The organism is Pseudomonas sp. MF08817 (assembly GCF_059862705.1).
In genome coordinates, this window is sequence record NZ_JCBCUY010000026.1 from 55,135 (window position 1) to 67,831 (window position 12,697).

A 12,697-nucleotide genomic window follows, 5' to 3' on the forward strand; every position below is an offset into this window, starting at 1 on the left:
GCCGCGTCAGGGCTCACCCATCAGCCATTGCAGCAACAGCGGCGCCTCGGCCAGGGCGGCGGGGGCGGCCAGGGCCTTGGCGCAGCGGTGCAAGGCCTGGCGCTGTGGCTGGCTCCAGTGCTGCTGGAAGTATTCGGCCAGGGCTACGCAATGCCCCGGGTACAGCAGGCTCAGTTGCCGAGGCGTGCGGGCGAACTCGCGGGCCAACAGGCGTTTTTGCTGCGGGTTCAGGTCCAGGGCGCCGCTGGCCAGGCTCTGGCCTTGCAGCACAATCGCGTCGCGGCCCAGGCCGGCCGGCTCCTGCAGGTCGGCGCGGGGCATGCGCACGATGTACCACGAGGTGTTGGCCAGGCGCCGCGCGGCCAGCGGTGGGGCGGCGAACAGGCAGATTTCGCCATCCCACAACGCGTCGGGCTCGGCCGCAGGAGGCAGGGTGGGCCGGGGTGTGGCGGCCAAGGCCACGCCGTCGGGATCGAGGCGGATATGCTGGCCATTCACCGTCAGGGTCAGGTGCTCGCTGCCCTGGACCCGCAGCGACTGGCCCGCCTTGAGGTAGATTTGCCGGGTTTTTTCCGCCAGTTGCTGGCCGTTGAGGTACAGGCCCTTGCGTTGGGCCTCGAACGGCGCGCCCGCCAACTGGAACACCACCGGGTAGTCCGGGTCGCCGTTGACAAAACGCACCAGCACTTCGCACCCGGCGGTGGGTAACGGCCCGTAGCCGGCGGCTTCCTGGCGCACGAGGGGCAACCACAGGCAATGCTGCGGGACCCGCTCGGGGGTCTCGCCCCAGGCCAGGTGCACGGGGATGCGACCCTGGGCGTCCTGTTCGGCCAGTTGCCCGCGGGCGCCGGGCACGTAGCCGCGCTGGTAACCGTTGACCAGCGGTTTGGGATGGCGCAGCGCGGGCCGGTAAGCGGTGGCCCAGGGGATAGCCTTGAACTGATTGCCGTAAGGTTCGCTGGCCCATTGATGGCCGGGCATCAGCGCGGTGCCGCCCAGCCGCTCGGTGGCCACCCACCAGGGCTGGCGGCTGGCCGGGGTGGTGAAACCGGGTTGCCGGCCCTGGTGGTGAACCTCGGTGAGCAGCCACTGGTCGTTGAACCGCGACACCGGGTGGTCCTCGACCTGCATCAGCGCCCCGCTGCGCAGGTGCGCCTCGCTGCTTTGGCCCACCAGGCATGGCGGCTGGCTGCGCAGGCGTTCCAGGGCGCGGCGGCTGGTTTGCTGGCGATGGGCTTCGGTGGGCGAGGGGCGCTCCCAGTGGCGGGCGGGCGGGTCGTGGGGCTGATTGGCGGCACCGGCCGGCGTTGCGCTGGGCGTGTTCGGCCCGCATGGGTTGGGCCTGGGCTGGGCCGGTTGGGCCTGGGCCAGCCAGGCGAGCGCCGGGGCGGCGGGCTCCCGTGGCGGGCACGACAGCGGCGTCGATAGCGGCACAAAGGCTTCGCTGTCGTCGGCAAACACCAGCACATGGCGCTCTTGCTGGTGCTCGAAGTGGTAGTGGATGCCTTCCTCCTCGCACAAACGTTGTAGGAAATACAGGTCGCTCTCGTCGTACTGGATACAGAACGCGCGTTTGGGGTACTGGCCGTGGGGCAGTTCGAAGCGGTAGCTGTCGGCCGGCAAGCGGTGTTCCTGGAGCAACTGCAAGAGCATGCCGGGCACGCTGACATCGTGGAGCACCCGCCGACAGGTACGCTGCGCCAGGGTCGCCAGATGAGGCGCCAGGCTCAGGTTGCAGTGCCGGCCACAAGGGTGGGCGCGGGTGATGACGCCATGGATGCCGCTGCCGTCCCCCAGGCGCAGGAACGCAGGCTGTTGCAGCCAGTCATCGAGGGCGCCGGGCGTACCAGGCGCGGCCAGTTCGATGTCGAAGCAATAGGGTTCGTTCAAGGCTTCGCGACCGGTGAAATGCGCGACGGGCAGGCACAGCGAACGGCCGGCGATCGTCAGAGTGAAGGGGCTTGTGAGGTCGTCGTGCATGGTCTGCCAGCTCTTGCCTTTAAGGGACGGGGGACAGAGGTTACGAAACGACGGGGCGCAATGGGGCGTCAAAGCGATTTTTCGGAAACCCCCTACGCAATGGGGTGGACAAGTCGCCCGCCACCTCGACTTTTTGGTCGATTGCCGACTTTAGGCCGTATAAACTTGCCGCCATCGTCGGCCAACAGATGTCACGACGCACAGAACGAGAGAGTGAGTAATGGGCGCACAGTGGAAGGTTAAACACAAAGAAGCGGCAGCCAACGCCAAGGGCAAGATCTTCGGCAAGTTGGTCAAGGAAATCACCATCGCCGCGCGCAACGGCGCGGACGTGACCACCAACGCACACCTGCGCCTGGTGGTGGAGCAGGCGAAAAAAGCCTCGATGCCCCGCGAAACCCTGGAACGCGCCATCAAGAAAGGGTCCGGCCAATTGGGCGAGACCGTGCAGTACCACCGCGTCACCTACGAAGGTTTTGCCCCGCACCAAGTGCCGCTGATCGTCGAGTGCGTGACCGACAACATCAACCGCACCGTCGCTGAAATCCGCGTCGCCTTCCGCAAGGGCCAACTCGGCGCTTCGGGCTCGGTGGCCTGGGACTTCAACCACGTCGGCATGATCGAAGCCGCCCCCGACAGCCCCGACGCCGACCCGGAAATGGCCGCCATTGAAGCCGGCGCCCAGGATTTCGAGCCGGGTGAAGAGGGCGCCACCCTGTTTTTGACCGAGCCCAGCGACCTGGACGCGGTGCAAAAAGCCCTGCCCGAATTCGGTTTCACCGTACTGTCGGCCAAGTTGGGCTACCAGCCGAAGAACCCGGTCAGCGGCCTGAGCGAGGCGCAAATGGCCGAAGTCGAAGCCTTCCTCGAAGGCCTGGACAACCACGACGACGTGCAGGACATGTTCGTCGGCCTGGCCGGCTAAGCGCTTGCGGGGGGCTGAAGCTTCAGCTCCCCCAATTCCCGCTCTATTGCGCTGAAGCCCGGCCGGCCCATGACCTGGGGCTGGCAGCAGCGCTCTTGCAGGCTTTGCAGCTGCTCCCGGTCCTGGGCACCGAGCCCGCCATCGATACGCTCCAACAATTCCCCCAGCAAAATTCCGAAGGCCCGCACCTCGATGCGTTGCAGCGCGCCCGCCACAGGGCTGTGGGCCGGGTCGTAGCCCGCCGCTGCGCCAAAATCCCCCAGCAGGCAATGGCCTTGGGGGTTGAACAGGATGTTGTGGCCATACAGGTCGCCATGGTTCAAGCCCTGGCCGTGCAGGTGGGCGGCCACCGAGGCGATGCCCAGGGCGATAGTGAGCGCGACCTCGGCACTCAGGCGCCAGCCTTGCGGGTAGACGTCGCGGGTGCAGGAGGCCAGGCTCGGCAACCCGGCCAGGTTGCGGTAGTGCGGGCCGATCAGTTCCATCACCAGGGCCGCGCGGCCTTCGGGGTGGTCGCTGACCTGGCCGTGCACGCCGATCAGGTTGGGGTGCAGGGCGGCGCGGATGCAGGCGTGCATTTCATGCAGCGGCGAGCCATCGCTGGTCATGCTGCCCTTGTACAGCTTCACCGCCACGTCTTGCGGCGCCTGCCCCGGCGCTTGCCACGTCGCTTGATGAATCACGCCGCTGGCGCCTTCGCCCAAGGGCTGTTGCAGGTGCAACTGCGCCCAGGCGATGGCTGGCGCCGGGGCGGCGTGTGTGAGGTCCGCCTCCAGCGGATTGCCGGCATAGGCCAGCCACGCCAGTTTCGGCAACGCCAGCAGCCAGTGCGGCAGTTCGCTCAATTGGTTGGCGGCGACGCGGATCAACTCAAGCTGCGGGGCGTTGGCCAGGCTCGCCGGTAACTGGCGTAGGCGATTGCCCGAAAGCATCAGTTTTTGCAGGTGCGGGCGTTCGCCCAGGGCCTGGGGCAGGTGTTCGATGCGGTTGTCGGTGAGGATCAGCCAGCGCAACCGGGGCGGCAACGCCTGGGCGCTGACCCGTTCGATCCGGCAGGCCTTGAAGCCCACCATGCTCAACTGCGCGCAGCGGCCCAGGCTTTCGGGCAGTTCGGTAAAGGCGTTGTCCGAGCAGAACAGCACCTGCAAGCGGTGCAGGCGATGCAGGTCGTCGGGCAGGCTGCGCAACTGGTTGGCGCTGAGGTTGAGCACTTCCAAAGAGTCCGCCAGGTCGAAGATCTCCCGGGGGAACTCGGTCAGGCCGGCGCTCAGGTCCAGGCGCCGGATGCCGCGAAGTTGGCCGGCGCGCAGTTGTGCAAGGGTATCCATGGAAGGGTTCGCAGCTCATTGGAAAAAAGGGCGCCATCATAGCGCCCTGCGCTGGGGCCCGCACGGCGCGGTTCAGGAGGTTGCCGGCGCGGTTTGGCGGATCGGCAGTTCGACGCGGAACGTGGTGCCCTTGCCGACTTCACTGTGCACCGTGATCTCACCGCGATGCTTCTTGATGATCCCGTACGACAGGGACAACCCCAGCCCCGTGCCCTGGCCCACCGGTTTGGTGGTGAAGAAGGGGTCGAAGATTTTCGCCAGGTGCTGGGGCGCGATCCCTGCGCCATTGTCGGCCACTTGCAGCCACACCGTGTCGCCCTGCACGCCGTTGCTCAGGGTGATGGTGCCCCGTTCGCTGCCCATGGCCTGGGCGGCGTTGACGATCAGGTTCATCACCACCTGGTTGATTTGCGAGGGCAGGCACTCGACCTCGGGCAACGGCACGTACTGCTTGACCACATCGGCCTTGTACTTGATCTCGGCGGCGACGATGTTGAGGGTGGAATCCATGCCCTGTTGCAGGTCCGCCCACTGCCAATGCTGGGTTGAGTCCACGCGGGAGAAGTCCTTGAGGTCCTTGACGATCTGGCTGACCCGGCCGATGCCGTCCTTCGATTCCTTGATGAGCTGGGGAATGTCTTGCAGCAAAAAGTCCAGCTCCAGGCTTGCGCGTAACTGTTCCAGGCCCAGGCGCGGCTCACCGGGGGCGAGGGCGGCCTCGGCCTGGCGGTAGGCCTCGAGCATCTGCTGCATTTGGCCGAAGTACGTCCCCAAGGTGCTGAGGTTGGAGGAAATGAAGCCCACCGGGTTGTTGATTTCGTGGGCGACGCCGGCGGCCAACTGGCCAAGGGAGGCGAGTTTTTCCGATTGCACCAATTGGCTTTCCAGCAGCATGCGTTCGTCCATCTCGTGTTGCAGGGCCTCGCTGGCCTGCTGGAACGCCTGGGTGCGTTGCGCCACCAGGGCTTCGAGCTGGCTCATTTGCAGTTGGGCGCGGCGGGTCATTTCCCACTTGGTGGTCAGGGTATTGGCCATTTGCTGGACTTCGATGTTGTCGAAGGGCTTTTTCAGGATCAGCAAGCGGTCGTGGCCGTTGAGGCGGTCGAGCAACTCGTCCCAGGAATAGTCCGAATACGCGGTGCACACCACCACTTGCAGCAAGGGGTCGTGCTTCCACAACTCTTCAATGGTTTGCGCGCCATCCCAGCCATCGGGCATGCGCATGTCGACGAACGCCAGGGCATAGGGCCGCGCCTGGGCGGCAGCGTCGAGCAACTTGCCCAGGCCTTCCTGGCCGCCATAGGCACACTCGAGTTCATAGACCGTGGCCGGGGCTTTCGGCGCACTGCCGAACAGGGCGCTTTCCAGGTCGTCGAGGTCGGTGCTGGCGCTGGGGCCGGGGGTGAGGATCTTGCGAAAGTCATCGTGGATGGTCGGGGTGTCGTCGATCAGCAGAATGCGTCGGTTGATGGCAGTGTTCATGCGTTACCTTGGGCCACGATCAGAGGAATTTGTAGGGTAAACAGCGCGCCCCGCCCCGGCCCGTCGCTGTGGGCGCTCAAGTGGCCGTTCATTTCCACGGCGGCCAGGGCGCAGCTGTGCAGGCCAAAGCCGTGGCCATCCTTACGGGTGGTGAAACCATGGACAAAGATGCGCGTCATGTTTTGCGCCGAGATGCCTTCGCCCTGGTCGCGCACGCTGATGTTGAGGTTGTCGCCGTCGATGACGGCGCTCAGGGTCAGGGTGCGTTCGCGGTCGGTGACGTTGGCCATGGCGTGCTTGGCGTTGCCGATCAGGTTTATCAGGATCAACAGCAGGCGATGCTTGTCGCCCATGATCCGCGGCACATCGGAAAATTCCTTGAGTACCGTGACGTGGTGTCGGGTGAGGGCACCGGCGTGCATGCGTAGGGCATCATCGAGCAGTTCGCTGATGGACAGCGCTTGCAGCAGGCTGCTGGTGCCGGCGTAGGACTGCTGGGTGGCGACGATGTCCTTGATGTGGTCCACGCTTTTGCTCAGTTGCCCCAGTTCCGCGCTCATGCCTTGCTGCTCCTGGGCGATGGCCAACACCAATTGGTTGAGGTAGCCGGGCAGCAACTTGCCTTTCTCGTCCTCGGTGAGAAAACGGCCCAGGTCGTCTGGGTGTTCATTCATCAGTTGCATGGCCTTGCCCAGGCCCTGGGCCTTGCTGTGGCGCAACTGACGGCTGACCAGGTCGGCGGAGATGTTCACGCTATTGAGCACGTTACCCACGTTATGCAGCACGTTGGTCGCGATTTCCGCCATGCCGGCCTGGCGCGCGGTATCCAGCAGTTCGGTCTGGGTGTCCTTGAGCTCTCGGGTGCGTTCTTCGACCCGGCGTTCGAGTTCGTCGTTGGCGGCCAGCAAGGCGCGGTTCATCTGGTTGATCTGGGCAAAGCTGCGCATCAGGCGCACGGCCAGCCAAATCAGCAGCAGCACCAGCAGGGCGGAAAACACCACCAGGTAGAAGTGGTATTTCTGGTCGCTCGCCTCGGCGAGCTGCTGGTCGCGGTTGAGCAGGTTGGTGAGGTCATCCAGGCGTTCGGACACGGGGAAGCTTTCGATTTCGTCGAGCAAGGCATTGACCAGGGGCTGCTCGCGCAGGATCAGGGAGATGTGGTTGCTGAGAATATCGATGGGCTCGTGGAACTCCGCCGGCAGGCGCTCCTTGTTCACTTGCAGTTTGTTCAGGCCCACCAGGATGTCGGCGGCGTGGTCGGCGGAGGTGACCTGGGCGAATTCCAGGCTGCTGAGTAGCAGGTCGTAGGTGTCGTTGGCGATGTTCTGCACTTGCAGTTTGTCGGTGTCGGCAACCCGCCCCAGTTGCGCCTGGATGTCGTCTTCGGCGGTGGGCAGGAAGGCCAGGGAGTTGCGCAACACCGCGTTGTGGGACTTGAACTGTTCCACCACCCGGGTTTTTTCCTTGAGCGCATCGAGATAGGCCTGCTGGCTGGTCTGCCACAGCGGCGACTGGTCGCGGTTGCGCTGGGATTCCAGCACCTCGAACTGCTGCCACAGCCGCGTCATTTCGTTCAGGGGTGATACCAGCGGGTCGTAGTTGTGGCTGATGGCAACCCGAGCCTTGAGGACCTCGTTTTCCCACTGCGCGTTCTGCTGCTTGAGCTGGCGGATCAGGTCGCGGGACTCGGTGTAGGTGGCGGTCAGGTCGGAGCGCGAGTTGAGGTACAAAAACAGCAGGATCGAGGCCAGCACGGCCGCAACCCCCGCCAGCAGAAGCAGGCTCAGGCGCCGGGAGACTTTCATAGGGGCTTGCCCTGCCACTCACCGGTCAGGGTCTTGAGGAATTTCACGATCAGGGCTTTGTCCTCTTCGCTGGGGATGCGCCCCAATTGGTAGGTGAACATCACGGTCACGGCGCCTTCGAGGGTCGCCTGCGAGCCATCATGGAAGTAGGGCGCGGTGACGGCGACGTTGCGCAGGCTGGGCACCTTGAACACGTGGCGGTCTTCCTCGGCGCCGGTGACATTGAAGCGCCCCAGGTCCGCCGGGGTGGGGTTGCCCCGGGCGGCGAAGTAGTCCCCCAGTACGCCGAACTTCTGGAACATGTTGCCGCCGATATTCACCCCTTGATGGCAAGCGATGCAGCCGTAGTCCTGGAAGCGCTGGTAGCCGTACTTTTCCTCGGTGCTGAGGATCGCGGTGTTGCCCGCCAGGTACTGGTCGAAACGCGAGTTGAGGCTTAGCAGGGTGCGTTCATACTCGGCCAGGGCGCCCTGGATATTGGCCTGGGTCACGCCGCTCGGGTAGGCGTCGGTGAAAGCGGCAGCGTAGTGGTTGTCGGCAGCGATGCGTTGCACCACGGTGGCCCAGTCGCTGCCCATTTCCGTGGGGCTGTGCACCACGATGTGGGCCTGTTCTTCCAGGGTTTCCACGCGCCCGTCCCAAAACTGGCGAAAGTTCAGGCTGGCGTTGAACACGCTGGGGGTATTGACCGCCACCGGTCGGCCGTCAAAGCCCAGGGACAAAGGCTTGTCGTCGGCGCCGCCACGGTCCAGGCGATGGCAACTGGCGCACGACAGGCTGTTGTTCACCGACAGGCGCGGGTCGTGGAACAACTGGCGGCCCAGTTCCACCCGCTTGCTGTCCAGCACCGGCACCGCGGGCAAGGGCTTGAGCGGGCCTTCCAGGGGCGCGGCTTGGGCGCCTGCGACGAACAGCAGGGCGGCGCTCAGGGGCAGGGCGAGTGGTGGCATGGGGTGAATCCTTACCCGGGGCGGCGTCATAGTGGGGGTGTTTGCAGGTGCGGGGAGTCGGCCAGGTAACGGGCGAACTCCTCGGCGGCCACGGCTTTGCTGAAGTAATAGCCTTGGCCTTCTTCGCAGTGGTGGCGCTTGAGGAAGGCCAGTTGCTCGGCGGTTTCCACCCCTTCGGCGATGATGCTCAGGTTCAGGCTCCTGCCCAGGTCGATGATGCTGCTCACCAGTTTGGCGTCGTTGCTGTCGGTGCTCAGGTCGCGCACGAACGACTGGTCGATCTTGAGCACGTCCACCGGGAATTTTTGCAGGTAGCTCAAGCTGGAATAACCGGTGCCGAAGTCATCGATGGCCAGGCGCACCCCCAGTTGCTTGATCGCTTGCAGCGTGGCGACGGTGGCCTCGACGTTCTGCATCAGCACGCTTTCGGTGATTTCCAGCTCCAGCAGCGTCGGGGCCAGGCCGGTTTCACTCAGGGTGCGGCTCAGGCGCTCGACGAAATCGCGCTGGCGAAAGTCGATGGCCGAGACGTTCACCGCCATGCAAATCGGCGCCAGGCCCTGGCGTTGCCAAGCACGTGCTTGCTGGCAGGCGCGGTTGAGCACCCATTGGCTGAGGGCAACGATCAGGCCGCAATCCTCGGCCAGGGGAATGAATTGGCCGGGGTAAACCAAACCGTGATCGGGGCGGTGCCAGCGCACCAGAGCCTCGGCGCCCACCACCTGGCCCGTGTTCAGCTCCAGTTTGGGCTGGTAGTGCAGGACGAATTCATCGCGTTGCAACGCCAGGCGCAGGCCGGTTTCCAGGGTCTGTTGCTGGTGGGCGCGCAGGTTCATGTCTTCGATGAAAAAACTGAAGTCGTTGGGGCCGCAGTCCTTGATGTTGCGCATGGCGGTTTCGGCGTTTTTGATGAGCGTCATCGCGTCGAAGCCGTCCTCGGGGTACAGGCTGATGCCCAGGCTCGCGGTGACGGTTAGGTCATGCCCGGCCACCGAGTGGGGCGTGTTGACGGCCGCCAGCAGTTTTTCGGCGATGCGCCGGGTTTGCTGCGGGTGCTGAATGTCGCCCAGGATCACCACGAATTCGTCGGAGCCGTAGCGGAACACCGAATCGCTGTCACGCACCGTGGCCACCAGGCACTGGGCCACGTGCTTGAGCATCTGGTCGCCGGCCGGGTGGCCCAAACCGTTGTTGATGCGCTTGAAGCGGTCCAGGCCCAGGAACATCACCGCCAACGTGCAGTCGTGGCGCCGCGACTGGGACAGGCTCTGGGTCAGGCGATCGCCCAGCAAGGTGCTGTTAGGTAACCCGGTGAGCACGTCGTAGTACAACAGGCGCGACACGCTGAGCAACTCCTGGACGCGCTCTTCGATGGTCCGCTCCAGGTCGCGCATCTTGCTCGCCGCGTCCTGGGCCAATTGCCATTTGCAGGTCAGGGCGCTGGCCATCTGGCGGATCTCGATGGCGTCGAAGGGCTTTTTCAGAATCAGCAAGCGGTCGCCCAGGTCCAGGCGTTCGGCCATGTCTTCCCAGGAGTAATCGGAGTAGGCCGTGCACAGGGCGATTTGCAGCTTGGGCGCGATGCGCCACAGCTGCTCGATGGTTTCCAGGCCATCCCAGCCGGGTGGCATGCGCATGTCGATAAAGGCCATGGCGTAAGGCGCATCGCGGTCCTGGGCGGCTTGCACCATGGCCAGGGCTTCTTGGCCCTGGTACGCCGAGTCGAGGATAAATCGCTCTTGCACGGCGCCGGCGGGGCTGCCGAACAGGGCCATTTCGGCACTGTGCAAGTCGCTATCGGCGAGGGCGGTGGGGGCGAGGATCTTGCGAAAATCCTCATGGATGCCCTCGGTATCGTCGACGATCAGGATCCGTCGGTTAAGGGGGCCAGCTAAAGCCATCATGGCCAGACTCCTATCCAACGTGGGGCCCTTGGATCGAGGCTCATCTGGCTTCCCTTCCTGGCTGTGACACATGTCGTCCATTTGCGCCCTGAGCATAGTCAGACGCTGCGGGAAGTGCTACTTAATTGATATCAATTTGCTGCCAAGCTGCGGCAAGTCATCTAGGCTGTCGCGCATCCGCGCTACGGTGGCCGTCTGGAAAGGGGGAGAACCATGGAAGAACAGCTCAACGACGGGCTCGAGCGCAAATCCACCGTGCTGTTGGTGGACGACGAGGAATCGATTCTCAATAGCCTGCGCCGCCTGCTGCGCAGCCAGCCCTACGAGATCCTGCTGGCCGACAGCGGGGAAAAGGCCCTGGAGATCCTCGCGCAGCGGCCGGTGGACGTGGTCATGAGCGATGCACGCATGCCGGGCATGGATGGCGCCACCTTGCTGGCGCACGTCCATCAGCGCTATCCCTCGACCCTGCGCATCCTGCTCACCGGTTATGCCGACATGACGTTGATCGCCAAGGCCATCAACGAAGGACAGATCCACCGCTACCTCAGCAAACCGTGGAACGACGACGAAATGCTGGTGACCCTGCGCCAGGCCCTGGCCCACCACCACTCCGAAGACGAGCGCCAACGCCTGCAAGCCTTGGCCCGCGAGCAAAACGAGCAACTGCGCAGCCTCAACGCCACCCTGGAAAAACGCGTGGCGGCGCGCACCGCCGAGTTGCAGCAAACCGCCGACATGCTCGACCTGGCCTATGAAGAGCTCAAGCGCAGCTATGTGACCGGCACCGAGGTGTTTTCCTTGCTGGCCAACCTGCGCCTGCCCAAGGCCAAGCAGACCAACCGGCAGATCATCGAATTGATCCGCGTGTACTGCAAAACCCACGGCCTGAGCGAAACCGACAGCCGCGACATGACCATGGCCGCCGCGCTCTACAACATCGGCAAACTGAGCTGGACCGACGGCATGATGACCGCCCCGGCCGACCTGCTGCGCCACACCGAACGTGACCTGTACCGCGCCTACCCCAAGCAGAGCGAGTCGCTGCTGATGACCCTGGAGCCGATGAAAGACGCGGCGCGCATCATCCTCCACCACCAGGAACGCTGGGACGGCAGCGGCTTTCCCGATCACTTGCGCGGCGAAGCCATCCCCCTGGGCGCGCGCTGGCTGAAACTGGCGGTGGACTTCATCGAGTTGCAGCGCGGCTTGATCCTGGAGCGGCAAATGAACAGCGCCGAGGCCTTGCTGTTCATCCGCAAATACGCAGGAAGGCTGTACGACCCGGACCTGGTGGAAGACTTCGTCAAGGTGTGCGCCGATTTCCTCAGCGACGTCAGCCTGTCCGATCCCACGGTGGTGGTGCTCGGCACCCGCGAACTGGCCGCGGGCATGGTCCTGGTACGTAACCTCAACGCCGACAACGGCATGCTTCTGCTCAACGCCGGCAAGGTACTGAGCACCGCGTTGGTGGATAAACTCATCGCCTTCGAGGCCATGGAAGCGGGTAAGTACAGCGTGTTTGTGCGGGTGCCCGAGCCTGCGCCTGGGCACGAGCAAGCCGCCGGCCTAGCCTAGGATTTGCTGCGCCAGCAGCACCAAGGCAATGACCATCATGGCCGCGCCGGACACCTGGCTCACCCGCTTCGCGGCGACGGGGCGGGCGCCGAGCACGGCCTGGGCGCCGAAGCCCACCAGCAGGTAAACCAGTGCGCAACTGAGGATATGCACCAGGCCCAAGGCCATCATTTGCACGGGCACCGGCCAGGGTGCCGTGGCGTCGGCGAACTGGGGCAACAGGGCCAAAAACAGCAGGAACACCTTCGGGTTCAACCCGCTCACGCAAAACCCCTTGAATGCCCAGCGTTGGCCTGAGCGCGTGGCCTGGCCGTCATCGGCGTGAGGCACCGACGGGTGGGCGAGCAGGTTGATACCCAACCAGAGCAGGTAGCCTGCCCCGGCCACCGTCAGCGCCGTCAGCACCCGTGGGTGATTGGCCACCACAGTGCCGACCCCCGCAGCCACCACCAGGGTGGCCACCACATGCCCGGCCAACAGCCCGCCCACGGCCGGCATGACCACGCGGCCCTTCAAGCCCGCCGAGATCGCGTAGGCCCAATCGGCCCCCGGCGTAATGATGAACAACACCGATACGGCCCAGAAGGCCGCCAACACACTGAGGGTCATGGCGTTACCCACCCTCGCTGATCCGCCGCTGTCGGCATATTCTCGCTCCCACCCGATGAGCCGCCCCGGGCTGGCCGGGGCGGTGATTAAAGGTGGAAGAAGAATAATGAAAGAGGCGTAGAATTTACTTTCAAAG

9 protein-coding genes are annotated in these 12,697 nt (G+C 64.5%); 2 read left to right on the forward strand and 7 right to left on the reverse strand.

The genetic code is table 11. The annotated features are described in order from the left end of the window. Window positions 1-6: 6 nt before the first annotated feature. Window positions 7-1,980 carry a type VI secretion system tip protein TssI/VgrG gene (gene tssI / locus AC19YR_RS17050; protein ID WP_500599360.1) on the reverse strand — a complete coding sequence of 658 codons (1,974 nt, stop codon included), beginning with the start codon at window positions 1,978-1,980 and terminating at the stop codon, window positions 7-9. 220 nt (window positions 1,981-2,200) lie between these two features. Here tssI and AC19YR_RS17055 point away from each other — a divergent pair, with 220 nt between their 5' ends. Continuing rightward, entirely contained in the window at window positions 2,201-2,905 is a 705-nt protein-coding gene (locus AC19YR_RS17055; protein WP_095110463.1) for a YebC/PmpR family DNA-binding transcriptional regulator, read from the forward strand. On the opposite strand, the gene AC19YR_RS17060 is transcribed toward AC19YR_RS17055, so the two are convergent. From AC19YR_RS17060 to AC19YR_RS17080, 5 genes are all read right to left on the reverse strand, one after another. Then, on the reverse strand, window positions 2,902-4,233 hold the full coding sequence (locus tag AC19YR_RS17060) for a leucine-rich repeat-containing protein kinase family protein (RefSeq protein WP_095110464.1): 1,332 nt from the start codon (window positions 4,231-4,233) through the stop codon (window positions 2,902-2,904). The two genes, AC19YR_RS17055 and AC19YR_RS17060, sit on opposite strands and share 4 nt — an antisense overlap. 72 nt (window positions 4,234-4,305) lie before the next feature. Then, window positions 4,306-5,715 (reverse strand): ATP-binding protein, encoded by a 1,410-nt coding sequence (locus tag AC19YR_RS17065; RefSeq protein WP_095110465.1) that lies wholly within the window; start codon window positions 5,713-5,715, stop codon window positions 4,306-4,308. Continuing rightward, entirely contained in the window at window positions 5,712-7,520 is a 1,809-nt protein-coding gene (locus AC19YR_RS17070) for a DAHL domain-containing sensor histidine kinase (protein ID WP_500599361.1), read from the reverse strand. Before AC19YR_RS17070 ends, AC19YR_RS17065 begins: the two co-directional genes overlap by 4 nt. Beyond that, on the reverse strand, window positions 7,517-8,470 hold the full coding sequence (locus tag AC19YR_RS17075; RefSeq protein WP_500599363.1) for a cytochrome-c peroxidase: 954 nt from the start codon (window positions 8,468-8,470) through the stop codon (window positions 7,517-7,519). The genes AC19YR_RS17070 and AC19YR_RS17075 overlap by 4 nt, the downstream gene beginning before the upstream one ends. Window positions 8,471-8,496: 26 nt before the next feature. Beyond that, a complete protein-coding gene (locus tag AC19YR_RS17080; protein ID WP_500599364.1) occupies window positions 8,497-10,374 on the reverse strand; it encodes a putative bifunctional diguanylate cyclase/phosphodiesterase in 1,878 nt (625 codons plus the stop codon). A gap of 213 nt (window positions 10,375-10,587) precedes the next feature. On the opposite strand from AC19YR_RS17080, the gene nosR reads away from it, so the two are divergent. Next, complete coding sequence (gene nosR, locus AC19YR_RS17085) at window positions 10,588-11,952, forward strand: response regulator c-di-GMP phosphodiesterase, NosR family (RefSeq protein WP_095110469.1); 1,365 nt, start codon at window positions 10,588-10,590, stop codon at window positions 11,950-11,952. Here the strand turns inward: nosR and AC19YR_RS17090 are convergent. After that, entirely contained in the window at window positions 11,944-12,561 is a 618-nt protein-coding gene (locus AC19YR_RS17090; protein ID WP_095110470.1) for a LysE family translocator, read from the reverse strand. The genes nosR and AC19YR_RS17090 overlap by 9 nt on opposite strands. Window positions 12,562-12,697 lie beyond the last annotated feature (136 nt).

Excerpts from the sequence above, each read along its gene's own strand:
- tssI (WP_500599360.1), bottom strand. The coding sequence starts at position 1,980 with ATGCACGACGACCTCACAAGCCCCTTCACTCTGACGATCGCCGGCCGT.
- AC19YR_RS17055 (WP_095110463.1), top strand. The coding sequence starts at position 2,201 with ATGGGCGCACAGTGGAAGGTTAAACACAAAGAAGCGGCAGCCAACGCC.
- AC19YR_RS17060 (WP_095110464.1), bottom strand. The coding sequence starts at position 4,233 with ATGGATACCCTTGCACAACTGCGCGCCGGCCAACTTCGCGGCATCCGG.
- AC19YR_RS17065 (WP_095110465.1), bottom strand. The coding sequence starts at position 5,715 with ATGAACACTGCCATCAACCGACGCATTCTGCTGATCGACGACACCCCG.
- AC19YR_RS17070 (WP_500599361.1), bottom strand. The coding sequence starts at position 7,520 with ATGAAAGTCTCCCGGCGCCTGAGCCTGCTTCTGCTGGCGGGGGTTGCG.
- AC19YR_RS17075 (WP_500599363.1), bottom strand. The coding sequence starts at position 8,470 with ATGCCACCACTCGCCCTGCCCCTGAGCGCCGCCCTGCTGTTCGTCGCA.
- AC19YR_RS17080 (WP_500599364.1), bottom strand. The coding sequence starts at position 10,374 with ATGATGGCTTTAGCTGGCCCCCTTAACCGACGGATCCTGATCGTCGAC.
- nosR (WP_095110469.1), top strand. The coding sequence starts at position 10,588 with ATGGAAGAACAGCTCAACGACGGGCTCGAGCGCAAATCCACCGTGCTG.
- AC19YR_RS17090 (WP_095110470.1), bottom strand. The coding sequence starts at position 12,561 with ATGACCCTCAGTGTGTTGGCGGCCTTCTGGGCCGTATCGGTGTTGTTC.